Annotated in this window: 19 protein-coding genes and 1 pseudogene; 10 read left to right on the top strand and 10 right to left on the bottom strand. The window is 72.0% G+C overall.

Translation table 11 applies throughout. From position 1 onward, the window contains the following. Positions 1 to 8 precede the first annotated feature (8 nt). The 3 genes from gnd to dnaA all read right to left on the bottom strand — a co-directional run bounded on the left by gnd (position 9) and on the right by dnaA (position 4,641). Positions 9 to 881 (bottom strand): phosphogluconate dehydrogenase (NAD(+)-dependent, decarboxylating), encoded by an 873-nt coding sequence (gene gnd, locus ACFYOS_RS08560; RefSeq protein WP_387137081.1) that lies wholly within the window; start codon positions 879 to 881, stop codon positions 9 to 11. Between the two features lie 40 nt (positions 882 to 921). Then, on the bottom strand, positions 922 to 2,055 hold the full coding sequence (gene dnaN / locus ACFYOS_RS08555) for a DNA polymerase III subunit beta (RefSeq protein ID WP_387137078.1): 1,134 nt from the start codon (positions 2,053 to 2,055) through the stop codon (positions 922 to 924). Between the two features lie 774 nt (positions 2,056 to 2,829). Next, the gene (gene dnaA, locus ACFYOS_RS08550) at positions 2,830 to 4,641 is read right to left on the bottom strand and encodes a chromosomal replication initiator protein DnaA (protein WP_387137075.1); all 1,812 of its coding nucleotides are present in this window, start codon (positions 4,639 to 4,641) and stop codon (positions 2,830 to 2,832) included. 577 nt (positions 4,642 to 5,218) lie between these two features. Here dnaA and rpmH point away from each other — a divergent pair. The 9 genes and pseudogenes from rpmH to ACFYOS_RS08505 all read left to right on the top strand — a co-directional run. After that, positions 5,219 to 5,356: a 50S ribosomal protein L34 gene (rpmH, locus tag ACFYOS_RS08545; protein ID WP_123606641.1), complete on the top strand. Its 138-nt coding sequence runs from the start codon at positions 5,219 to 5,221 to the stop codon at positions 5,354 to 5,356. Positions 5,357 to 5,390: 34 nt separating this feature from the next. Beyond that, the gene (gene rnpA, locus ACFYOS_RS08540; protein ID WP_387137071.1) at positions 5,391 to 5,804 is read left to right on the top strand and encodes a ribonuclease P protein component; all 414 of its coding nucleotides are present in this window, start codon (positions 5,391 to 5,393) and stop codon (positions 5,802 to 5,804) included. Positions 5,805 to 5,848: 44 nt separating this feature from the next. Further along, positions 5,849 to 6,088 (top strand): membrane protein insertion efficiency factor YidD, encoded by a 240-nt coding sequence (yidD, locus tag ACFYOS_RS08535; RefSeq protein ID WP_222870422.1) that lies wholly within the window; start codon positions 5,849 to 5,851, stop codon positions 6,086 to 6,088. A 3-nt stretch (positions 6,089 to 6,091) separates the two neighbouring features. Then, positions 6,092 to 7,066, top strand: a complete 975-nt coding sequence (gene yidC / locus ACFYOS_RS08530) for a membrane protein insertase YidC (protein ID WP_387137068.1) — start codon at positions 6,092 to 6,094, stop codon at positions 7,064 to 7,066. 214 nt (positions 7,067 to 7,280) lie between these two features. Next, a complete protein-coding gene (locus tag ACFYOS_RS08525; RefSeq protein ID WP_387137066.1) occupies positions 7,281 to 7,865 on the top strand; it encodes a protein jag in 585 nt (194 codons plus the stop codon). 4 nt (positions 7,866 to 7,869) lie between these two features. After that, entirely contained in the window at positions 7,870 to 9,084 is a 1,215-nt protein-coding gene (rsmG, locus tag ACFYOS_RS08520; RefSeq protein ID WP_387137063.1) for a 16S rRNA (guanine(527)-N(7))-methyltransferase RsmG, read from the top strand. 246 nt (positions 9,085 to 9,330) lie between these two features. After that, positions 9,331 to 10,686, top strand: coding sequence for an AAA family ATPase (locus ACFYOS_RS08515; RefSeq protein WP_387137060.1), 1,356 nt, complete (start codon positions 9,331 to 9,333; stop codon positions 10,684 to 10,686). Positions 10,687 to 10,713: 27 nt separating this feature from the next. After that, positions 10,714 to 11,745 carry a ParB/RepB/Spo0J family partition protein gene (locus ACFYOS_RS08510; RefSeq protein ID WP_387137057.1) on the top strand — a complete coding sequence of 344 codons (1,032 nt, stop codon included), beginning with the start codon at positions 10,714 to 10,716 and terminating at the stop codon, positions 11,743 to 11,745. 2,151 nt (positions 11,746 to 13,896) lie between these two features. Further along, positions 13,897 to 14,667 (top strand): annotated as a pseudogene (locus ACFYOS_RS08505) (hypothetical protein); the annotation flags it as partial. A 24-nt stretch (positions 14,668 to 14,691) separates the two neighbouring features. Here the strand turns inward: ACFYOS_RS08505 and ACFYOS_RS08500 are convergent. Beyond that, on the bottom strand, positions 14,692 to 15,690 hold the full coding sequence (locus tag ACFYOS_RS08500) for a D-alanine--D-alanine ligase (RefSeq protein ID WP_387137054.1): 999 nt from the start codon (positions 15,688 to 15,690) through the stop codon (positions 14,692 to 14,694). A gap of 7 nt (positions 15,691 to 15,697) precedes the next feature. After that, on the bottom strand, positions 15,698 to 17,011 hold the full coding sequence (locus ACFYOS_RS08495; RefSeq protein ID WP_387137050.1) for a PLP-dependent aminotransferase family protein: 1,314 nt from the start codon (positions 17,009 to 17,011) through the stop codon (positions 15,698 to 15,700). A gap of 299 nt (positions 17,012 to 17,310) precedes the next feature. On the opposite strand from ACFYOS_RS08495, the gene ACFYOS_RS08490 reads away from it, so the two are divergent. Continuing rightward, on the top strand, positions 17,311 to 17,979 hold the full coding sequence (locus ACFYOS_RS08490) for a GNAT family N-acetyltransferase (RefSeq protein ID WP_387137048.1): 669 nt from the start codon (positions 17,311 to 17,313) through the stop codon (positions 17,977 to 17,979). Between the two features lie 22 nt (positions 17,980 to 18,001). Here the strand turns inward: ACFYOS_RS08490 and ACFYOS_RS08485 are convergent, their stop codons facing one another. The 5 genes from ACFYOS_RS08485 to sigM form a co-directional block, all read right to left on the bottom strand. Continuing rightward, positions 18,002 to 19,162, bottom strand: a complete 1,161-nt coding sequence (locus ACFYOS_RS08485) for an N-acetylmuramoyl-L-alanine amidase (RefSeq protein WP_387137045.1) — start codon at positions 19,160 to 19,162, stop codon at positions 18,002 to 18,004. A 188-nt stretch (positions 19,163 to 19,350) separates the two neighbouring features. Further along, complete coding sequence (gene trxA / locus ACFYOS_RS08480; protein WP_046563073.1) at positions 19,351 to 19,674, bottom strand: thioredoxin; 324 nt, start codon at positions 19,672 to 19,674, stop codon at positions 19,351 to 19,353. A 39-nt stretch (positions 19,675 to 19,713) separates the two neighbouring features. Then, positions 19,714 to 20,667 (bottom strand): thioredoxin-disulfide reductase, encoded by a 954-nt coding sequence (trxB, locus tag ACFYOS_RS08475; RefSeq protein ID WP_387137040.1) that lies wholly within the window; start codon positions 20,665 to 20,667, stop codon positions 19,714 to 19,716. A gap of 178 nt (positions 20,668 to 20,845) precedes the next feature. Next, positions 20,846 to 21,832, bottom strand: coding sequence for a hypothetical protein (locus ACFYOS_RS08470; RefSeq protein WP_387137037.1), 987 nt, complete (start codon positions 21,830 to 21,832; stop codon positions 20,846 to 20,848). Further along, entirely contained in the window at positions 21,829 to 22,560 is a 732-nt protein-coding gene (gene sigM / locus ACFYOS_RS08465; RefSeq protein WP_387137034.1) for an RNA polymerase sigma factor SigM, read from the bottom strand. The genes ACFYOS_RS08470 and sigM overlap by 4 nt, the downstream gene beginning before the upstream one ends. Positions 22,561 to 22,577 lie beyond the last annotated feature (17 nt).

Raw genomic sequence — 22,577 nt, 5'->3', positions numbered from 1 at the left:
GATACCGGTCAGCGCTTGTGGACGGCGTGCCCGCCGAACTGCTGGCGCAGCGCGGCGACGGCCTTCATCGCCGGCGAGTCGTCCTGGCGGGACGCGAACCGGGCGAAGAGGGAGGCGGTGATGACGTTCAGCGGCACGGCCAGCCGGACCGCCTCGTCGACGGTCCAGCGGCCCTCGCCGGTGTCCTCGGTGTAGCCGCTCAGCTCGGCCAGCTCCGGGTCCTCGTCCAGCGCCCGGTCGAGCAGGTCGAGCAGCCAGGACCGGACCACGGTGCCCTCGCGCCAGGACTTGAAGACGCCCGGCACGTTGGTCACCAGCTCGGACTTGGCCAGCAGCTCGTAGCCCTCCGCGTAGGCGTGCATCAGGCCGTACTCGATGCCGTTGTGCACCATCTTGGCGTAGTGGCCGGCGCCGACCGGGCCGGCGTGCACAAAGCCGAACTCGCCGGCCGGCTTGAGCGCCTCGAAGATCGGCAGCAGCCGCTCAACGTGCTCCTGGGCGCCGCCGACCATCAGGGCGTAGCCGTTCTGCTTGCCCCAGACGCCGCCGGAGACGCCGACGTCGATGTAGCCGATGCCCTGCTCGTTCAGGCGCTCGGCGCGCGGGGCGTCGTCGCTGAACCGGGAGTTGCCGCCGTCGATGATGATGTCGCCCTCGCCGAGCACGCCGGCGAGCTCGTCGATGGTGGCGTCGGTGACGCTCGCCGGCACCATCACCCAGACCGCGCGGGGGGACTCCAGCTTCTCGGCCAGCTCCGCGAGGCTCGCGACGTCGCTCAGCTCCGCGTTGCGGTCGTAGCCGACCACCTCGTGCCCGGCGGCGCGCAACCGCTCCCGCATGTTGCCGCCCATCCGGCCGAGTCCTACCAGGCCGAGCTGCATCTGCTCCTACCTCCGTACGTCTGGGTCTTGCTGGCTGCGATCAGCGGGACACGCGGATCGGCATGATGAGGTACCGGTACCCCGGGATGACCTCGCCATCCTCGCCGACGGGGGAAATCACCGCGGGCTTGAAGGCGTCGACGAACGAGAGCAGGGCGTGCTGGGCACCCAGGTTGGCCAGGCCGTCGATCAGATACTGCGGGTTGAAGCCGATGGTCAACGGGTCGCCGGTGAAGGTGGCCTCCATGGCCTCGCTGGCCCGCGCCTCCTCGGTGCCGCCCGCCTCCACGACCAGGCCGTCGGAGCTGAAGCTGAGCAGCACCGGGGTGGTCCGCTCGGCGACCAGGGCGACGCGCTTGACCACCTCGATCAGGGTGCTGACCGAAACCCGGGCCTCGGCGTTGTGGGTAGACGGGAAGAGCGAACGGACCGGCGGGTAGTTGGCCCCGTCGAGCAGCCGGCTGGTGGTCCGGCGGGTGCCGCCGGAGAAGCCGATCATGCCCTCGCCAGCGCCACCCTGGGAGAGCGCCATGGTCACCTGGCCGCCGAGCGGGCCGAGAGCCTTGGCGGTGTCGTTCAGCGTCCGGGCGGGTACCAGGGCGTTGAGGCTGATCTCGGGGTCGTCCGGGTTCCACTCCATCTCGCGCAGGGCGAGGCGGTAGCGGTCGGTGGCGAGCATCGCCAGGGTGCTGCCGGAGAGCTCGACGCGGACGCCGGTCATCATCGGCAGCGTCTCGTCCCGGCCGGCGGCGACGGCCACCTGGGCCACGGCGGCAGCGAAGGCGCCGGCGTCGACCGTGCCGGCGCTCTCCGGCATCTCCGGCAGGCTCGGGTAGTCCTCGACCGGCATGGTCGGCAGGGTGAAGCGGGCGCTGCCGCAGACCAGCTCCAGATGGGCGCCGACGGCGGCGATGTCCACCGGCTTGGCCGGAAGCGCCTTGGTGATCTCGGCGAGCAGGCGGCCGGAGACGAGGGCGGCGCCGTCGGCGTCACCCTGCACCTCGACGGTGACCTGGCTGGAGACCTCGTAATCGAAGCCGGAAACCTGGAGGTTGCCGTCGGTGACCCGGAGCATCACTCCGGCCAGCACCGGTACGGAAGGTCGGTTGGGCAGGCTCTTGGCGGTCCACGCGACCGCCTCGGCGAGCGCGTCGCGCTCCACTCGGAACTTCATCAATGCCTCCGCGTCGACGTCAGCGACAACTCTCTCATGCCGACCGCTGTCACCCGTCCCGCCCGACCGTGCGGGTACCCATCGCACCTTAGGGCGCGTGGGCATCGGCTGTGCGCCCGACCCCGTGGATCCAGGTGCCGGGGGGACTGCCGACGGCAGTGCTCCGGCCCGATCCACAGGAAGTCCAACGGTGATGATTGGTTTTTGTTGTTTAGAAGAGATAACTCATCGTCTTCATCGCACCTGTGCAAACTGTGGAGAACCATCGTCCGCGCAGGTCAGGCAGGTTATCCACCGGTGGTTTGACTGTGGAGAACCAGGGGTGAAAGTCGTGTCCCGGTCCACAGCCACGTCTCGCCCCCAGGTTGTCCACGGTTGTCCACCGGTTGTCCACCGCTAATCCACGGGGTTTCTCCCCAGCGTTGTGGACGAGCCGGACGGCGTCGATCGACATCATCCCCAGAACCTTCAACAGCCCGCCCACAGGTCGACCGTCGTCGGTGGAAAACGGGATCGTCGTCCCCAGGCATCCACAGCACCTTCCCCAGGGGTTGTCCACAGTTTGTGGGTAACCGGGTCCGGACGGAGCGTGGTTTTCCACCGACTGTGGAACAGGGGATGTGGACAACCGGGCCGGGGTGTGGACGAACACGACGCCGATCGTGAGCCCTCGACCCGGTCGAGGGTCAAGCCATCGGCGTCCACCGGCACGAAAAAAGCCCGGCCGGTGCTTCCGGCCGGGCGCTGCGCCGTCGTCCCGCGACGGCGTACGACTCAGGTGGTCTGCTTGATCCGGTTGGTCAGCTCGGCGATCTGGTTGTAGAGCGAGCGACGCTCGGCCATCTGCTGGCGGATCTTCCGGTCGGCGTGCATGACCGTGGTGTGGTCCCGGCCGCCGAAGGCCTGGCCGATCCGGGGCAGCGACAGGTCGGTCAGCTCCCGGCACAGGTACATGGCCACCTGGCGGGCGTTGACCAGCACCCGGGAGCGGGAGTGGCCACGCAGGTCCTCCAGGCTCACCCCGAAGTAGTCCGCGGTGGAGACCATGATCTGGTCGGCGGTGATCTCCGGGCCGGCGCCATCGGGGATGAAGTCGCGCAGCACCTCCTCGGCGAGGGACAGCTCCACCGACGAACGGGTGAGGCTGGCGAACGCGGTGACCCGGATCAGCGCGCCCTCCAGTTCCCGAATCGAGTTCGACACCCGGGAGGCGATGAACTCGAGCACGTCCGCCGGGGCGAACAGCCGCTCCTGGGCCGCCTTCTTCTGCAGGATCGCGATCCGGGTCTCCAGGTCCGGCGGCTGGATGTCGGCGAGCAGGCCCCACTCGAACCGGGTCCGCAGCCGATCCTCCAGCGTCGCGAGCTGCTTCGGCGACCGGTCGGAGGTGATCACGATCTGCTTGTTGGCGTTGTGCAGCGTGTTGAAGGTGTGGAAGAACTCCTCCTGGGTCCGTTCCCGGTTCTCCAGGAACTGGATGTCGTCGATCAGGAGGATGTCCACGTCCCGGTAGCGGCGCTGGAACGCGCTGGTCTTGTCGTCCCGCAGGGAGTTGATGAAGTCGTTGGTGAACTCCTCGGTCGAGACGTACCGGACCGAGCGGGCGTTGCCCAGCGTCGTGGCGTAGTGCCCGATGGCGTGCAGCAGGTGGGTCTTGCCCAGCCCGGAGCTGCCGTAGATGAAGAGCGGGTTGTACGCCTTCGCCGGCGACTCCGCCACCGCGACGCTCGCGGCGTGCGCGAACCGGTTCGACGAGCCGATGACGAACGTCTCGAACATGTACTTCGGGTTGAGCCGGTTGCCACCGGTCTCCGCGCCGCCGGGCAGTCGGCGGTCGGGTGCGCCGCCGGGACGGTGATCCGCGCCACTGCGCCCGGGTCCCGAGTCCGTGGCACCGCCGGTGGGCAGGCCGCGCAGCGGCGGCGCGTCCGCCGGGCCGGGGGCCTCGCGGTAGCGGGGCTCGTAGGCGCGGCGGTCGGGGGACGGCGCCTCGCCCCGGGGGCCCTCGTCGAAGCTCCGGCGCTCGGGGGCGGCGCGCAGCGGCTCGGCGAAGGTGGCGCTGAACAGGGTGTCCTGCCCGTCCCGGCTGCTCGGGATGAGCTGCGGCCGGCCGCCGTCGGGCGTGCGCTGCCGCGGGGCCGGCTCCTCGAGCGGCTGCTCGGCGTACCCGGGGGCGTCGGGCCGGGCCGGAAAGCCGAGCTCGGGGAAGCCGGGCGCCGCCACCGGCGGGCCGGGCTGGTCGAAGCCGCTGAGCAGGTCCTGGGGGGCGTCGAGCTCCGCCGGCTCAGGGGCGCTGCGGTAGACGGTGCCCGAGGTGCGGCCGTCCTCGGCGACCCGCACGGTGACGGCCACCTGGATCGGCCGGCCGAGCCGCCGGCTCAGCGCCTCGGTGATGGCTGGGCGGAGGCGGGACTCGATCACGTCCCGGGTGAAGGCGTCCGGTACGGAGAGCAGGGCGGTGTCCTCGACGATCGCCCGCAGTCGGGTCAGCCGGAGGTAGGCCCGCTGCTGCGCGGAGATGATCTCGTCGGCGAGCTCGTCGGTCGCCGCCGTCCACACCGCGGCGAGGTCGATCGCTCCGGTCACCGTCGTGCCACCCCCTCGCCTCTCCTCACGCCCGCCCGGACGGCTGACCGGTCGTCATCCACAAGTTATCCACAGCCTGTGTGTACCGACCGATTGTGGCCGCCCACCGGACGCGGGTCGGACCTGCCCCCCCTTGTGTCCTGGAGGCGTTGAAGCGGGTTCACCGTGCCGAACGATTCACAACCTTGTCCGGTCCTGCCTGTCAGCGACAACCCGGACCCCCGACGCTGACCGCAATCGGGCACGCTAACAGCGCGGACCCCGCGCCATCAACCGTCGACGCAGTGGCACCCTTGTCAACATCAGTGAAAACCGCCCCTTCGGTCGTGCTCCGGCACGGACAACGGTCCGGGGTGTGATGTTTGACGGTCATTGCCCCCCTGCGTAGGCTGGAGCGGCTGCTCTCGCGCCCTCTGCTAGGGTGACGGGTGCTTGCTGTCCGCGGTCGCCACCCCGCATCGCCGAGGACCCGCGACGTCGGGCAGCACCGATCGGAGGCCACCGCCGAGGTGGCCTGGACCACCACACGACCCCGGGCGATCCCCCGCGCGGGGCGTACGACAACGGAGAGCCTGACGTGAGCAAGCGCACCTTCCAGCCGAACAACCGCCGACGCGCGAAGACCCACGGCTTCCGGCTGCGCATGCGCACCCGTGCCGGCCGCGCCATCCTTTCGACCCGTCGCGCCAAGGGCCGCGCCCGCCTGTCGGCCTGAGGCCGACCGGTCCGGTCCGGGGACGTGGGCAGTCGTGCTGACCGCCGCGCAGCGACTGCGGCGCAGTAGCGACTTCGCCGCAGCGGTCCGGGGTGGCCGACGCGTCGGCCGTGGGGCCGTTGTGGTCCACCTGACCCTCCCCCAGCCGACCGGACCTACCGTGACAACCTCGCCGGAGCCGGCGCGGAACCGCGGTGCGGTGACCTCCGCACCCAGCCGCGCCGGCTTCGTCGTGTCCAAGGCGGTCGGCAATGCCGTGGTGCGCAACAAGGTCCGGCGGCGACTCCGGCACCTGGTCCGCGAGCGCCTGTCCGACCTGCCCGCCGGGAGCACCCTGGTGGTGCGGGCCCTCCCCCCGGCCGCCGAGGCGTCGTACGCCCGGCTCGGGGCCGACCTGGACGCCGCCATCGCGGCCGCCCGGACCGCCCGGGGCCGGCGGTCCCGGTGAGCGACCGGACCACCGCCCCGCGGCCGACCACTACCGGTGCCCGCATGCTGCTGGTGCCCATCATCGCGTACCGTCGGTGGATAAGTCCGGCACTGCCGGCCCGCTGCCGGTTCTACCCGTCGTGCAGTGCCTACGCCGTCGAGGCGGTGTCCCGGCACGGTGCGCTGCGGGGAGCCTGGCTGACGGTCCGGCGGCTGTCGCGCTGCCACCCTTTCCACCCAGGCGGACACGACCCGGTGCCGGAGCCGGGCGACCGCCGACGTGCCGATGTGACTGGAGCCTGAGAATTGAGTCTCGACTGGATCTACTACGCGATCTCGTGGATCCTGCTGACCTGGCACTCGGCCTGGGACGCCATCGTGCCGACCGCAGCGGTGATCGGGACGAACTGGTCCTGGATCCTGGCCATCATCTTCCTGGTGGTCACGGTCCGGGTGATCCTTTTCCCGATCTTCGTCAAGCAGATCAAGTCGCAGCGGGCCATGCAGGCGCTCCAGCCCAAGGTCAAGGAGCTCCAGGAGAAGCACAAGGGTGACCGGGAGACGCTCCAGAAGGAGATGATGGAGCTCTACCGGAAGGAAAAGGCCAACCCGCTGATGGGCTGCCTTCCAATATTCCTCCAGATCCCCGTCTTCCTCGGCCTGTTCCACACCCTGCGGCGGCTCGACCCGGGCAAGACCCAGAAGACCCTCTACGGCTGGACCGTGGAGCAGTTCGACAGCGCCGCACACGCCAAGCTCTTCAGCGCGCCGATCGCCGGCAAGTTCGGCTCCACCGCGGACGAACTGGCCCGGCTGGGTGCCAGCGGACACACCGTCAAGATCGTGGCCGGCATCCTGGTCGCCATCATGATCGCCACGACCTACCTGACCAGCCGCCAGATGATCCTGAAGACCGGCTGGGCCGAGGACCCGCAGCAGCGCATGGTCCAGCGGTTGATGCTCTACGGCATTCCGGTGTCGCTGCTGGTCTCCGGCTCGATCTTCCCGATCGGTGTGATCATCTACTGGGTCACCAACAACCTCTTCACCCTCGGCCAGCAGCAGTGGGTGCTGCGGAAGTTCCCGCCGCTGGTGCCCCCGAAGGGCGCCGCCGGCACGAAGGGCACGGCCCAGCCCGCCAAGAGCGGTGGCCTGTTCGGCCGCAAGACCGCCCAGCCGGCGGCCAAGGCCCCGGCGGCCGCTCCGAAGGTGGCCGCCCCGAAGCCCGGCGCCAAGCCGGTCAACCCGAAGAAGGGCCGCCCCGCCAAGCGGCAGGCCTGAGCCTCCGGGCCGCCGCCGGGCTCCCGGTGGCGGCCCGTACCGGCCCCCGAGCAGCCGCCGAAAGGTCGGCGCCGGGCCGGAACCCACCGCGCGGAGCGCGGTCACGGGCGAAACTGCCCGTACAGACGTGCCCGAGGGCATCGGCGAACCTCCCGCCGGCCTCGGGAGACCAGCGGACCCGACGGTCCGGCCGAGCGAGTACGGAGATGAGACCGTGACCGACACCAGCATCCCCAGCGCCGACCCGTCCCTGGACGAGGAGACCCTGCCGGCCGCCACCGACGAGGCCGAGGAGATTCAGGCCGAGGAGGCCCAGGAGAAGAAGGCCCCGGCCGACAGCGACCTGTTCCGGCAGAGCGAGATCGCGGCCGACTACGTCGAGGGTCTGCTCGACATCCTCGACTACGACGGCGACATCGACGAAATGGTCTCCGGCGGCCGCCCGGTCGTCGAGGTGGTCGGCGGCGGGCTGCAGAACCTGATCGGCCAGCGCGGCGCCACCCTGGAGGCGCTTCAGGAGCTGACCCGGCTGGCGGTGTTCCGGCAGACCGGCTCGCCGAGCCGCCTGCTGCTCGATGTCGGCGGCTACCGGGCCGCCCGGCGCAAGGAGCTCGCCGCCGTCGCACGCAACGCGGTGGAGAAGGTCAAGGAGTACGGCGAGCCGGTGCGCCTGGAGCCGATGTCCGCGTTCGAGCGTAAGTGCGTGCACGACGTGGTGAACGCGATGAGTGGCGTGGAGAGCGAGTCCGAGGGCGTCGAGCCGAACCGCCGGATCATCGTCCGGCCGGTGGCGGACTGACGGGGTGGCCCACGACGAGACGACGGCGGGTGCCGTGACCGGCCCGGGTGGTACGCCGCCCGGGCCGTCGTCTGTGCATCCGGACCCGACCGTCGACCCGATCTTCTCCGACGGCGACCCCGCCGTTCCGGCCGAGGCGTCGTACTCCGGCACGCCGTCGACCGCGGCCGACCCGACCTTCTCCGCCGAGCCGGCGGAGTCCGATGCGTCGGCGGACCGCTCCGTCCCGCACGGGTCGTCGACCCCGGCCTTCTCCGGTGAGCGAGCGCCAGCGTCCGGATCCGGCGAGCCGTCGGCCCCGGCGGAGGAGTCTGGCCCCGTCGCGCCGGTGGGTTCCATCGAGCCGGTGTTCGCCGAGCCGGCCGCCGCCGGTGACCCCGCCAACGTCGACGCCCCGGCGGCTCCGTCCCTTCTGGACGATGCCGAGCGGTCCATCGGGCCGGCCTCCGGGTCTGCGACGTCCGGCGACCGGCCGTCCCCGGCCGAGGTGACGCTGCCGCCCGAGCTGGCGGACGCCGCCCGTACCCTCTTCGGCGACCGGCTCGACCTGGCCGCCGCGTACGCCGAACTGCTGGCGACGGACGGTGTGGTGCGCGGCCTGATCGGCCCCCGCGAGACGCCGCGGCTCTGGGAGCGGCATCTGCTCAACTGCGCGGCGATGGCCGAGCGGATCCCTGAGGGGGCGAGCGTCATCGACGTGGGCTCCGGCGCCGGGCTGCCCGGCCTGGTGCTGGCGATCGCCCGGCCCGACCTCACTGTGACGCTCGTCGAGCCGCTGGCCCGGCGGACCGCCTTCCTCGTCGAGGCGGTGGAGCAGCTGGGCCTGACCAGGACCGTCCGGGTGTTCCGCGGGCGGGCGGAGGAGGCGGCCGCCGGTACCCGCGAGACCCCCGCGATCAGCGCCGACATCGTGACCGCCCGGGCCGTCGCCGCGCTGGACCGGCTCGCCGCCTGGTGCCTGCCGCTGGTGGCGCCCGGCGGGCGGCTGATGGCGCTCAAGGGCGCCTCGGCGGCCGAGGAGATCACCGAGCATGGCGCGGCGGTGGCCAGGCTCGGTGGTGGCGAGCCGGAGGTGCACCGGTGCGGGGTGGGCGTGATCGACCCACCGGCGACGGTGATCGAGGTGGTCCGGGAACGGGTGGTCGGCCCGGCCCGGAAGAAGGGGCCGAAGCGCTCGCGGGGTGGCCGGCGTCGCGGTGGCCGCGACCGGAACCGCTGACGCCGTAACGGCCTCCTGGACCGGATCCAGTCGTTCGACCGGGTGCGTCCCACCGATCGACGAGAACCCGACGTGGACCCGCTGCGCCCGACCGCCGTAGGCTGACCGCGCGTCGATAGTGTGGAGCGGCGGTGCCGGGAGGCACCCGAACCCGACCGTTCCCGCCGGGCCTTGACGCCGCGCCGAGAGCGCGGGGCCCGATTGACGGGGTGCGGACCGACCATCCGGAGCGGGCAGGGATGACAGGTGCATGACGACGGCAGGTACGACGATCCACGGGTGACCGGGCCAGGAGGACGACCCTCTGCGGACGACCTCGTTTCACGTGAAACCGACTACCAGGGCTGGCCGGTGAGCGGCGACGCCGACGGCCCGTCCACGCGTCCAGCGGAGCGCGATCCGGTGGTCCACCAGGACGTGCCGGGCCGGCCGACCTCCTCGGTGCCGGCGAACATCCCAATGGCACGCGAGCCGCACGACCCGACGGGTGGGCCGGGGAACGCCCCGAGCGCGCGTCCGGCCCCGGTGCGCGGCAACGCGGCCGTGCCCGGTCGCTACGAGCCGCAGCCACCGGTCTCGGGCGTGCCGCAGCAGCCGACCCCGCAGGTGGCCCCGGACGTGGTCGCCGGCGTGGTGGTACCGCCCGACATGCCACCGGTCGCGGGCTACGGTGCCGAACCCGGCGCCGGCACGTACGTTTCACGTGAAACCCCGACGCGCGAAGAGGATGACCCACCGTTGGCTATGGAGGCTATGCGCGCCGTGCAGATCCTGAATCCCAGTGGCGAGGTGACCATGCCTCGTCCGGACCGGACCCGCGTGATGTGCGTCGCGAACCAGAAGGGCGGCGTGGGCAAGACCACGACAACGGTGAACCTGGCGGTGGCGCTCGCCCTCCACGGCAACCGGGTCCTCGTGGTCGACCTCGACCCGCAAGGCAACGCCTCCACCGGGCTCAACGTCCCGCACCACACCGGCATCCCCGACGTGTACGACTGCCTGATCGACGGCGTGCCGCTGGAGGACGTGGCGCAGGCGGTCGAGGGCATCCCGAACCTGTGGTGCGTACCGGCCACCATCGACCTGGCCGGTGCCGAGATCGAACTCGTGTCGGTGGTCGCCCGTGAGTCCCGGCTGGCCCGCGCCATCGCCGCGTACCCGGGGCACTTCGACTACGTCTTCATCGACTGCCCGCCCTCGCTCGGCCTGCTGACCGTCAACGCACTGGTCGCCGCGCAGGAGGTGCTGATCCCCATCCAGTGCGAGTACTACGCGCTGGAGGGCCTCAACCAGCTGATCAACAACATCAACCTGGTCCGCCAGCACCTCAACCCGAAGCTTGAGGTCTCCACCATCCTGCTGACCATGTACGACCGGCGTACCCGGCTCGCCGACGCCGTGGAGCAGGACGTCCGGAACCACTTCGGGGACAAGGTGCTCCAGGCCGTCATCCCCCGGAACGTCCGGGTCTCCGAGGCGCCGAGCTACGGCCAGTCGGTGATGACCTACGATCCCGGTTCGCGGGGAGCCACGTGCTACTTCGAGGCCGCCCAGGAGATCGCCGAGCGGGGCGTCAAGGAGCCGGTGAGCCGGAATGCGTAGTGCGGAGAAGTCGCTGGGAGGCGTCGCATGAAGAACCGTCCTCGCGGCGGTCTGGGCCGAGGGCTCGGTGCCCTCATCCCCACCGGACCGGTGGCGGGCAGCGCCCCGGCGGCCGCCGATGCCGAGAGCGGTACGGCACCGACCGTCCCGACCACACCCGTGGCCGGCGCGGCTGCTGCCGTCGTCGGAGCGCCCACTCCGACGGCCGAGCCCGAGCCCCAGCTGAGCCCGGTGCCCGGGGCACGCTTCGCCGAGATCCCGGTCGACGCCATCGTGCCGAACCCGAAGCAGCCCCGGCAGGTCTTCGACGAGGATGCCTTGGAGGAGCTGAAGACCTCGATCCAGGAGGTCGGGTTCCTCCAGCCGATCGTGGTGCGCCAACTCGACGGCGAGAAGTACGAGCTCGTCATGGGTGAGCGGCGCTGGCGGGCCGCCCAGGCGGTTGGTCGGGAGAGCATCCCCGCCATCGTCCGGGACACCAAGGACGACGCGATGCTCCGGGACGCGCTGCTGGAGAACATTCACCGGGCCAACCTCAACCCGCTGGAAGAGGCGGCCGCGTACCAGCAACTCCTGGAGGAGTTCGGGGCGACCCACGAGGAGTTGGCCCGGCGGATCGGCCGGAGCCGGCCGCAGATCTCCAACACGATCCGGCTGATGAACCTGCCGGCCCAGGTGCAGCGGCGGGTCGCCGCTGGGGTGCTCTCCGCCGGCCATGCCCGGGCGCTCCTCAGCTTGGACGACGCCGAGGCGCAGGAACAGCTCGCAAAGCGGATCGTCGCCGAGGGGATCTCCGTACGCGCCACCGAGGAGATGGTGGCGCTGGCGTTGGGCGACGGCCCCGCGAAGAGCACGGCGGCGGCCAAGCGCCGGCCGAAGCCGCACGCGCCGGCGCTGTCGGATCTGGCGGACCGGCTTTCCGACCGGTTCGACACCCGGGTGAAGGTCGACATCGGCCGGAGCAAGGGCAAGATCACCATCGAGTTCGCGACGGTCGACGACCTGGAGCGGATTGTGGGCATCATCGGCGTGGGCCAGGAGGACCAGCCCCAGGAGTGATTGCAGCTCGTCGGTCTCGGCCGCGTCGTCCCCTGCGGACGACGCGGCCGAGTCGTTTCGGGTCGGCTTTGCCGGACGGGTGCGGAGCGACGGGCCGTGTCTGGCATGCCGGGCGGCCCCTACGGCCCTCTCCGGGGTTCGCCCGCGGATCGTATGTTCGGGGGCCGATCTGACCCTGCCGGCCGCTCTCCGGGCCCCTGGGGGCGTCCGCGCGGTTGCCTACAGGCCGCACGGGTGGTCGCCCGCCTAGGGTCGCCTCAAACTGGGGTGCGCGGAGTCGGGGTGGCTCTTCGTTTCACGTGAAACGGTCAGCCGTCAGGCGTGCGACCGTGCGACCGCGTGGGAATGGCCTTTTGGTTTCACATAGACGGTTGGCCCCAACCGCGGCGACCGCGTGGAAGGGAAGGGACTCTGGTTTCACGTGAAACGGGAGCGGACGGCTAGCGCCGGGATTAGCCCGGGGGCCGAGCTCCTCGCCGCGGCGGACCTAACGGCGGACCCGTCCGGGGCGCAGTCGCCCCTTCTCAGAGGCGGACTGTCGGAGCGGCCGCTCCTTCCCCTGCGGACGACGACCGCCGGAGTGGACGACCTGTCGGAGCGGCAGGCGGTGGCGAGCAGCCCCATGTGGATCAGCCCATGTTCTCGATACCCGGCTGTGGGGCCAGTGGGCGAGATGGCCCCCGATCCTCGTTGCGCCATCGATGGCTGACGCGCCTGCTGAGCCGACCCGCCGGCCCGTTGGCCGACTGGGTCGGTCCCCCGGGTATGCCTCGTTGGACTGCGCCTAGATTCGCCGGGATGGCGGCCCAGGGCAGTAGCTGCCTGCGGGCACGACGGCTGCACCTCACCGGGGGCCGAAGCGAACACCGCCGCCGGGTTGAAGGGGGTGGGCTGGGGGTCGGGGGCAACCGGGCCGAGGGGTGGGCAGCCCGGTCCGATCCGGTGAGCCCGCCCGACGGCAGGTAGCCCGACGATGCGCTGAGTGCGAGCGTGACCTGAGGGGAGTTGCCGACAAGGAGCGGTGGAGGCGCCGCCTGGGCGCAACGTCGCCTCAGAACGATCGGTGGCCCGGTCGGTTGCAAGCCGCCGACCGCGCCGCCGCGCCGTCGACCGCCACCGGTAGCCGCTGGCGGAGCCGACTGGCAACGTGCTGATCTTCACCTCGATCGCGGCCCGGCTCCCCAGAACCGACGTGAGTAGCCGCGGTTTCACGTGAAACAGCGGAGCAAGCCACCACGACCCACACCGTTTCCCGGATCTAGCACCGCCACCCGCCGCCGGCCACCCGCCGCCGGCCACCCGCCGCCGGCCAACTGCCACCCGCCCACCGGAACTGGACGCGACCGGTCAGCACCTCACCCTCGTCAGGACTCAAAGGGGCCGGCGTCGCGCAGGCGCTGGAGTCGGGGAGGGTTCGAGCCTCTACGGACCCCGGAACGAGTGGACATTTCCAGGGCTGCAGCTGAAGTGTCGGGCCGGCTCGGCGCATAGGAGGCTGCCCTGTGGTCGCTCCGCCAGATCGGCGTGGCTCCGTCGCTCTCGCGTCGACCCGGGGTGCTCGCCCGCAGCGTCGTCCACTCCGCGAGGTCCAGCCTGAATGGCTGCCGCCAAGCGTCGCCGCGCGAATGCCGAGCCGCCGCCCGAGCGCCGCCGGGCGAATGCCGCGCCACCGCCACCGGCGAGCTGGCGGCGTCAACGGGCGGGGCGGCACTGGCGGGCTGGCGGCCAGCGCCGGGCCGAGACGGTGGCCGGCACATCACCCGTCGAGGGCACCGGGGGCAACCGCAGAGCAGCCAACCCACGGCGAGTCCATGGTGGTTCAGGTCCGGGGAGCGAGATCACGAAACCCGGTCAGTGGGCCGGTGCCGATCGGCGGGTCGCTCGTTAGGAAGGGAGGGACGGTGTCCGGTGGACAACTTCACCGCACGTCCCGCCGCGTTATCCACAATTGTTTTCCACAGGGCACCCCCGTTTCACGTGAAACAGCGCTCGGAAAGCCGCGTTGACCTGTGGATGACGCGGCTCGCTGGTGATGTCTGCGGCCTGTGGACAACGCGGTGGACAACCGTCGTGGAGGGCCCGGCCGGATGCCGGCGATCACCGATGAAACAGGTAGGGACAGGCGTCGCCGACTCGGTTAGGGTCAGCGTCGTGCAGGACACCCCTCCCTCAGTCCCGGACTTCACCCAGTGGCCCTCCTTCCCCTTCGAGGGCGACCTTCGCGTCAAGCAACTCGACGAGCCGGTGCCGGTCGAACCTCCCCGACGAGGGGAGGGAAACCGGGAGTGCACCGCCTGTAACGCGCCCGACGAGGCGTACATCTGGGTCGGCGAGCGGTGGCGGGTACGCGCGATGGACCGGCCCACCGGCCTGCCGATGGTGCTGATCCTGGAGTCCCGATCCCACCTCGATCTCGGTGACCTGCCGAACCTGCTCGCCGCCGAGCTTGGCGTGATGACCGTCCGGCTGGAACGCGCCATCCGGTCGCTGGACGGCGTCGCCCGCGTGCACGTGAACCGCTGGGGCGACGGCTCCGCGCATCTGCACATGTGGTTCCTGGCGCGGCCGTACGGGCGGCTGCAGTTGCGGGGCACGTTCCTGTCCCTGTGGGACTCGATCCTGCCGCCGATCTCCGAGGCGCAGTGGCGGGAGAATCTCGCCCTGGTCGCTGCCTGGCTGGCCGAGTTCGGTGGCCGCCCGCTGGCCGAGCCGCCGCGAATCCAGTGGCAGGCACCGTCCAGCCTCTCCTCCTCGACGAGCGAGGCTGCGGAGGCCGCGGAGGAAGAGGCCGTCTCGGTGATCGAGGCGGCCGAGGAGATCCTCCCGGAGCCCGAGGAAACCGAGAAGCCCGAAGAGGCGGAGAAGCCCGAGGAAGCGGAAGAGCCGGCAGCGGAGGAGTCCAAGACCGCGCCGTCCGCCGGGTGAGGGCGGGACAGGCGGCGGGCGTTACGGGCGGCGGGCGGCGGCTCGGCTCACCAGCGAGCCGAGCACCCGGCCGAAGTCCAGCCCGGCCGCCTGTACGGCCAGCGGCAGGAGCGAGGTTTCGGTCATCCCGGGGGAGACGTTGACCTCGAGCACGTGCGGCCGTCCGGACGCGTCCACGATCAGGTCGACGCGGGAGAGGTCGCGCAGGCCGAGCGCGTTGTGCGCGGCGAGCGCCACGTCGGACACCCGCTCGGTCGTCTCCTGGTCGAGACGGGCCGGCGCGTGCCAGGTGGTGCGGCCGGCGGTGTAGCGGGCTGCGTAGTCGTAGACCCCGTTGCGGGGCACGATCTCGACCGGCGGCAGCGCCTCCGGGCCCTCGCCCAGGTCGACCACGGACACCGCCACGTCCATGCCGGGCACGTAGCGCTCCACCAGCGCCGTCTGGTCGTACGCGAAACAACCGACCATTGCGGCCGGCAGTGACGCGGCGTCCCGGACCACTGCGGCCCCCAGTCCGGAGCCGCCCTGCGCCGGCTTCACCATCAGCGGCAGGCCGAGCCGGTCGGCGATCCGTTCCAGCACGGCCACCGCGCCCAGCTCCGAAAAGCGGTCGTGCGGCAGGGCGACCCAGTCCGGGGTGGGGATGCCGGCCTCGCGCAGCACCGCCTTCGCCGACGGCTTGTCCCAGGCGAGCCGGGAGGCGCGCGCGTCGCAGCCGACGTACGGGATGGCGCAGAGGTCGAGCACCCCGCGCAGCGAGCCGTCCTCGCCGGTGGCGCCGTGCAGGGCGATCACCACCGCGTCCGGCGGGTCGGCGGCCAGCGCCGGCAGCAGGGCCACGTCCGCGTCTCGCAGCTCGGCGTCCACGCCGACCGCGCGCAGCGCGTCGAGCACGCGCCGGCCGGACCGCAGGGAGACGTCCCGCTCGTACGAGAGGCCGCCGGCGAGCACCAGCACGTGCAGCTCGTCGGTGGCGGCAGGGTCGGTCACGGAAGCGTGGGCGGCAGGGCTGACGGCCATGCGGGAATCATGCCAAGTCGGGACCGGGCGCGTCCGCGCCGCCCTGCCGGCGTCGTGGCCCGGAGCCGCCGACCGCCCCGAAGACCTTGCGCATGGCGATTTCCTGCTCCATCACGCCGGCCAGCCGGCGGATGCCCTCGCGGATCCGTTCGGGCGGCGGGAAGGAGAAGTTGAGTCGCATGTTGCCGCTGCCGGAGCCGTCGGCGTAGAAGCCGGTGCCCGGCACGTACGCGACCCGGGCAGCGATGGCGCGCGGCATCATCGCCTTGGAGTCGAGGCCGTTCGGCAGGGTCGCCCAGACGAAGAGGCCGCCACCGGGAGTGGTCCAGGTGCTGCCTCCCGGCATCAGGTCCTCCAGCGCGGCGAGCATCGCGTCCCGGCGCTCCCGGTAGACCTCCCGGTAGACCTTCAGCTGCTCCCGCCAGGGCATGGTGCCGAGGTACGTCGACACGGCGGCCTGGGCGTACCCGCTGGGGCAGAGGATCTGCGCCTCGCTGGCGATGACCAGCTTGTCGCGGACCGCGTGCGGGGCGAGGATCCAGCCCACCCGGAGGCCCGGGGCGAAGGTCTTGGAGAAGGTGCTCAGGTAGAAGACCCCGTCGCGGCGCCGGGCCCGCAGCGGCGCGGGCGCATCCTCCTCGAAACCGAGCTGACCGTACGGGTCGTCCTCGACCACCAGCAGGCCGGCGCGCTCGCAGATGTCGAGCACCCGCTCGCGCCGCTCCTCGCTCAGGGTCACGCCGGTCGGGTTCTGGTAGGTGGGGATGGTGTAGAGGAACTTCACCCGCCGGCCGGTCCGGGCCAGGTCGGCGATGGCCGCCTCGAGCGCCTCCGGGATCAGCCCCTCGCCGTCCATCGGCACGTGTACCACCTGGGCCTGGGCGGCCTGGAACACCCCGAGTGCTCCGACGTAGGTCGGGCCCTCGGCGAGCACCACGTCCCCCGGGTCCAGAAAGAGCCGGGCCACCAGGTCGAGCGCCTGCTGGCCGCCGACGGTGACCACCACGTCCTCCGGCGAGGCGCCGCAGGAGGCGTCGATCCCGGAGAGGGCCATCACCTCGCAGATCCGCTCGCGCAGCTCCAGCGTGCCCTGGCCGATGCCGTACTGCAGGGTGGTCGCGCCGTGCTCGGCGCCGAGCCGGCCCAGCATCTCGCCGACCGCGTCCAGCGGCAGCGCCGCGATGTAGGGTGCCCCACCGGCGAGCGAGACCACCTCCGGCCGGCTGGCCACCGCGAAGAGCGCCCGGATCTCGGAGGCGGTCATCCCTCGGACCCGGCGGGCGTACCGGTCGGTGTAGTCGTCGAGTGTCGTGCCGGTCATGACATCACCTCGATCGGGTGTCGGCGGGGCTGCCGCCGGGTGTGGTACCCACGATGCCGGCAACCATGGCGGCACGGGTGGCCAGTTGGTCGATCGTAGTCCGCGCCCACCAGCCGCGGACCGGCCATGTGGGTACGTCCACATCCCGGGCCGGCCCGTCCCCCTCCCGGGTGGCTGTTCGCGCGTCCTCTCCCGTACCGCCGGCCGGCGGCGTACGATCGCTCGTCGGGGGCAGGGGAAGGCGGCGGCGTGAGCACCGCGGTGGTTTCCGCTCCGAGCCTATTGGTGGGGATGCGCTGATGTCGCGACGTCTGGTCAATCTGACCCTCGACACCCTCGAGGACCTGCCCCGTCCGTGCCGCCAGTGCGTCTACTGGGAGCTGGACCCGGTCTCGGCCGACCGGGCGTGCGCCGCCGGCGACCCCGGGCTGGAGAAGGAGGCCTGGGTCTCCCAGACCCTGCTGGAATGGGGCTCCTGCGGCAAGCTCGCGTACGTCGACGGCATGCCGGCCGGTTTCGTCATGTACGCCCCGCCCGCGTACGTCCCGCGTTCGATGGCCTTTCCCACCTCGCCGGTCTCCGCGGACGCCGCGCTGTTGATGACCGCCACGGTGGTGCCCGCCTTCGCCGGCGGCGGTCTGGGCCGGATGCTGGTCCAGGGCGTGGCCCGGGACCTCACCAAGCGCGGCATCAAGGCGATCGAGGCGTTCGGCGACGCCAAGTTCGGCGACGGCGGGGAGGACGACCCGACCCGGGCCTGCGTCGCGCCGGCCGACTTCTTCCTCTCGGTGGGCTTCAAGACGGTCCGCCCGCACCCCCGCTATCCCCGGCTGCGGCTGGAGCTGCGGACCGCGTTGAGCTGGAAGTCCGACGTCGAGTACGCGCTGGAGAAGCTGCTCGGCTCGATGAGCCCTGAGACGCTGCTCCGCCCGGTACGCCCCGCCCCGGCCACCCGCGCCATGAGCTGACCGGCCGGCAGCCGGCGGCTCGTCAGTCCACCACCGTGCCGGCGGCGACGATCGCCCGCAGCTCGCTCACGTCGATCGAGCCGGTGGGGACGTCCCGCTCGATCGGGAAGTACATCCGCTGCACCGCGGCGACGATCGCCTCGACCACCTTGTCCCGGAACCGCGGGTCGACCAGCCGACCCCGGTCCTCCGGCGAGGTCAGATAGCCCACCTCGACGCGGACCGCGGGCATCTTCGTCAGCCGCAGCAGGTCCCACGCCTTGGCGTGGGTGCGGCAGTCCCGTAGCCCGGTCCGGGCCACGATCTCCCGCTGCACCAGCCCCGCCAGCCGCTCCCCGGTGGCCGAGGTGACGCCGTTGTCCGTGCCGTAGTGGTAGGTGGCCACCCCGTCCGCGGCCGGGTTGGCGTGCCCGTCGGTGTGCAGCGAGATGAAGACGTCCGCGCCGAGTGAGTTGGCCAACTGGGCGCGCTCGGCGTCCGGCAGGCAGGTCCGCGGGGACGGGCCGCGGGTGAGCTGCACCCGTACGCCGGCCGCGGCTAGCCGCCCCTCCAGCCGGCTGGCCAGGTCGTAGACGATGTCCGCCTCGGTCCAGCGCAGCGGGCCGTCGGGCACCACCTCTCCCGGGTCGGTGCCGCCGTGCCCGGGGTCGATCACCACCGTCCGTCCGACCAGGGTGGGCCCGGCCTGCCGGATGGCGTCGGACTCGCGGAGCCACTGCGGGCGCCCGCCGACCACCTTCCGGCCGAGGCGGCGCAGCGCGTTCATGGTGTGCGGGCCGCAGACCCCGTCCGGCTTCAGCCCCATCTCGCGCTGGAACTGGGCGACCGCCCGGGAGGTGCGGATCCCGTAGATGGCGTCGGCGCGTCCGACGTCGTACCCCATCTCCATGAGGCGTTCCTGGAGCGACCGGACGTCCTCGCCGATCAGCGGCTCGGGGACCGCGTGGTAGAGGGTGCGGGCACCAAGGCGCCAGCGGGCCGCGTCCAGGGCCTGCCAGGTCTCCGCGCCGACCCGCCCGTCCACGCTGAGGCCCCGGGACTGCTGGAACGCCCGCACGGCGCGTTCGGTCTCGGCGTCGAACTCGTCGCCCTGGCCACCGGATGGGAGCAGGTCGAGGCTGGTGAGGACGGTACGGATCTCGGCCACCGCGGCTCCCCGGTCACCGGGTCGGATCGGACGCACGACGACCCCCTCTGCACGGGCGCTGGCTGGCCGGAGACTCCGACGGAGGTGCTCCCCCCGTGGGCACGCCTACGGAGCGTACCGTGACCGGTCACCGAGCGGCTTCAGGTTCGCCCAGGTCAGGAAAGCCGGAACCCCCGCCGCCCGGGGATCCGGTCGACGGGGGTTCGGTGCGGTTGGCGGTCGGCTCAGAGCGCCGACTCGATGAGCTTGACCAGCTCGCCCTTCGGCTTGGCGCCGGCGATGGACTGCACCGGCTCGCCGTTCTTGAAGATGGTGAGGGTCGGCACGGACATCACCCGGTAGGCGCGGGCGGTCTCGGGGTTCTCGTCGATGTTGAGCTTGACGATGCTGACCTGGTCGCCCATTTCACCGGCGATCTCCTCCAGCAGCGGCGAGACCTTGCGGCACGGACCGCACCACTCCGCCCAGAAGTCGACCAGGACCGGCTTGTCGGACTTGAGCACGTCACTCGCGAAGCTCGCGTCGGTGACCGCCTTGGTGGCTCCCACTATGAACCCTCCTCCGGGAAAACTGTTTGTGAAGATGTTTCAGACTTGCAGGGTGGCGATGAAGCGCTCGGCGTCAAGGGCGGCGGCACAGCCCGTACCGGCCGCGGTGATCGCCTGCCGGTAGATGTGGTCCACCACGTCACCGGCGGCGAAGACACCCGGGATGTTCGTCCGGGTGCTCGGTGCCTGCACCTTCACGTACCCCTCGCCGTCGAGTTCCACCTGGCCGCGGAAGAGCTCACTGCGCGGGTCGTGGCCGATCGCCACGAAGACGCCGGTGACGTCGAGCACCTTGCTCTCGCCGGAGTGCACGTTGCGGACCCGGACGCCACTGACCTTGCCGTCGTCGCCGAGGATCTCCTCGATCACGCTGTTCCACTCGACCTTGATCTTGTCGTTGCCCAGCGCGCGGGCGGCCATGATCTTGCTGGCCCGGAACGAGTCCCGTCGGTGGATGATGGTCACCGACTCGGCGAACCGGGTGAGGAAGCTGGCCTCCTCCATCGCCGAGTCGCCGCCGCCGACCACCACGATGTGCTGGTTGCGGAAGAAGAAGCCGTCGCAGGTGGCGCAGGACGACACGCCGTGGCCCAGGTATTCCTGCTCGCCCGGCACGCCAAGCGGGCGCCAGGCCGAGCCGGTGGAGAGGATGACGGCCTTGGCCCGGTAGGCGGTCTCGCCCACCCAGACCGTGCTGACCGCGTCGGAGCCCACCTCGCCGGTGTCCGTCAGCTCGACCCGCGTCACGTCGTCGGTCAGGAACTCGGCACCGAACCGCTCGGCCTGCTTGCGCATATTGTCCATCAGCTCGGGGCCGAGAATGCCGTCCGCGAAACCGGGGAAGTTCTCCACCTCGGTGGTGGTCATGAGCGCACCACCGGACTGCACGCCCTCGATCACGAGCGGCTTGAGGTTGGCGCGCGCGGCATAGACCGCCGCCGTGTAGCCGGCCGGCCCGGAGCCGATGATGATCAGGTTGCGGACCTCGTCCACTGCCGTCTCCCGATGTGTGTGTTCGTCACCGGCGCGCACCGATGTCGATCCCGAGTGCCGACGGCTCAGCGGCGCCGGCGCCTGACTTGCAGAACGTCATCGTACGAAGCGGGGATTCCCGAGCCGGTCATTCGGTGGGTCACGTCACGTGGCGGAACACGCCCGGGTGACCGGGACCTCACCCTACTCGGGTACGGAAGCGGGTGTCGGCGCCGGACCCGGGCACCCCGCACTCCGGTCCGCTCACCCACGCCCACCGTAGACCGCCCGCGTCGACGAAGGTCACGACCAGGGCGGGACGCCCCTGGAACGTCGCGTAGTCGACGAGATCGACGGTGATCTCCCCCGGGCCGTGTTCGGCGCTGATCGCGCCGAGGCAGGAGTCCAACGCCTCCGGACGGGTGAGCCGGTCCAACCCGGTGGCGGCGGAGAGCCGTTCGTTCCCCGGAGCTGCCCCGCCAAGCGCCTTCTGGCTGTCGCCGGTCGCCGAGGGAACGGAGAACGAGCGGCCGCCGGACAGTTTCTCCGGGGTGTAGTCGGTGCCGCTCTGTCGAGCCGGTGCCGTCGTCCGGTAGGGCGCGGCGGCACTCAGCGGGGCGGCCCCCCTGTCCGCCCGGCCGTCAGCCGCGGTCACGCCCACGCCGCCGCCGTTGCCCACCTCGACGAGGTGGCTGACGCCGAGCCCGACCGCGGTGACCGAGGCGGCCGCGAGGGCGACCGGCCCGGCGATCCGGGCCCAGCGGCGCGAGCGCCGGCCCGGCCCGGTGTTGCGCCCCGGGCCGTCCGCCGGCCGGGCCGCCCCACCGGTCCGCCGGGTGCCCACCGTCGACTGCGCCGGCACGGCGGGGTCGTGGTCGTGGGCCGGCGTCGGGAGGTCGAGCGGGTCGTCATCGGAGGTCGGGGCCGGTCCGGCATCGGCCAGCGCCGCGGTGATCCGGTCCGCCATCGCCAGCGGCATCTCCGGCTCGGGGGCGGCGGCCCAGTCGGTCAGGTCGGTGTGGACCAGGTCCACCGCCCGCACCAGCGCGGCGTACGCGTCGCTCCACGCTGGGTCGTCGTCGATCAGCCGGGCGACGTCGGCCTGTCCGGGGGTGCCGTCCAGCGCCCCGCCGACGTAGTCGGCGAGCAGGTCGTGGTCGACCCCGCTGAACTCCCGGGCAGTCACGTGTCCTCCTGGCTGGCGTCCCGCCGGGACCACCCCGACGTCGATCCGACGCCCTCGGGCGGCCGTGGGTTCCCCCCGGTGACCGGGCGCACGTCCGTCACCTCGTCGGAGCCGGTACGCAGGTGCCCGAGGAGCACGGCCAGCCGGGCCCGACCGCGGGCGCAGCGGCTCTTCACCGTCCCCTCGGCGACGCCGAGGATCCGGGCCACCTCGGCCACCGGATAACCCTGCACGTCCACCAGCACCAGCGCGGCGCGCTGCTCGGCCGGCAGCGCGGCGAGCGCCTGCCGGACCACCAGCGCGGTGTCGTGGTCGCGGGCGGGGGCGGCCGGCTCCACCCCGCCGGTGTGTCGACCGGGTTCCCCGTCGGTGTGCACGCCGTCCGGCAGCGGGACCGTGGCGTGTGTCTGCCACCGCCGCATCCGGTCCAGGCAGGCGTTCACCACGATCCGGTGCAGCCAGGTGGTCACCGCCGAGTCACCCCGGAACCGGGCGGCCGCGCGGTGCGCCGAGAGCAGGGCGTCCTGGAGGGCGTCCGCCGCCTCCTCGCGGTCGCCGAGGGTACGCAGGGCCACCGCCCAGAGGCGGTCCCGGTGCCGGTGGAACAGCTCCGTGAAGGCGTCCCGGTCGCCGGCGACGTGCGCCCGCAGTAGGTCGAGGTCGGACACACCGGCCGCGGGGCCGTCCCCGGTCGCTGGCTCGGGGGTACGCCCGCCGCGACCGGTCATCACCACGTCCGGCGGAG

It is taken from the genome of Micromonospora sp. NPDC005806 (assembly GCF_042871425.1).
Lineage (GTDB): Bacteria > Actinomycetota > Actinomycetes > Mycobacteriales > Micromonosporaceae > Micromonospora.
This window is presented reverse-complemented; position numbering and strand designations above follow the sequence as displayed.

Bases quoted from the DNA above. Each gene is read 5' to 3' on its own strand.
- ACFYOS_RS08490 (WP_387137048.1), top strand. From the start codon at position 17,311: ATGTCGCGACGTCTGGTCAATCTGACCCTCGACACCCTCGAGGACCTG.
- ACFYOS_RS08495 (WP_387137050.1), bottom strand. From the start codon at position 17,011: ATGACCGGCACGACACTCGACGACTACACCGACCGGTACGCCCGCCGG.
- gnd (WP_387137081.1), bottom strand. From the start codon at position 881: ATGCAGCTCGGCCTGGTAGGACTCGGCCGGATGGGCGGCAACATGCGG.
- sigM (WP_387137034.1), bottom strand. From the start codon at position 22,560: ATGACCGGTCGCGGCGGGCGTACCCCCGAGCCAGCGACCGGGGACGGC.
- yidD (WP_222870422.1), top strand. From the start codon at position 5,849: ATGCTGCTGGTGCCCATCATCGCGTACCGTCGGTGGATAAGTCCGGCA.
- dnaN (WP_387137078.1), bottom strand. From the start codon at position 2,055: ATGAAGTTCCGAGTGGAGCGCGACGCGCTCGCCGAGGCGGTCGCGTGG.
- ACFYOS_RS08510 (WP_387137057.1), top strand. From the start codon at position 10,714: ATGAAGAACCGTCCTCGCGGCGGTCTGGGCCGAGGGCTCGGTGCCCTC.
- ACFYOS_RS08500 (WP_387137054.1), bottom strand. From the start codon at position 15,690: ATGGCCGTCAGCCCTGCCGCCCACGCTTCCGTGACCGACCCTGCCGCC.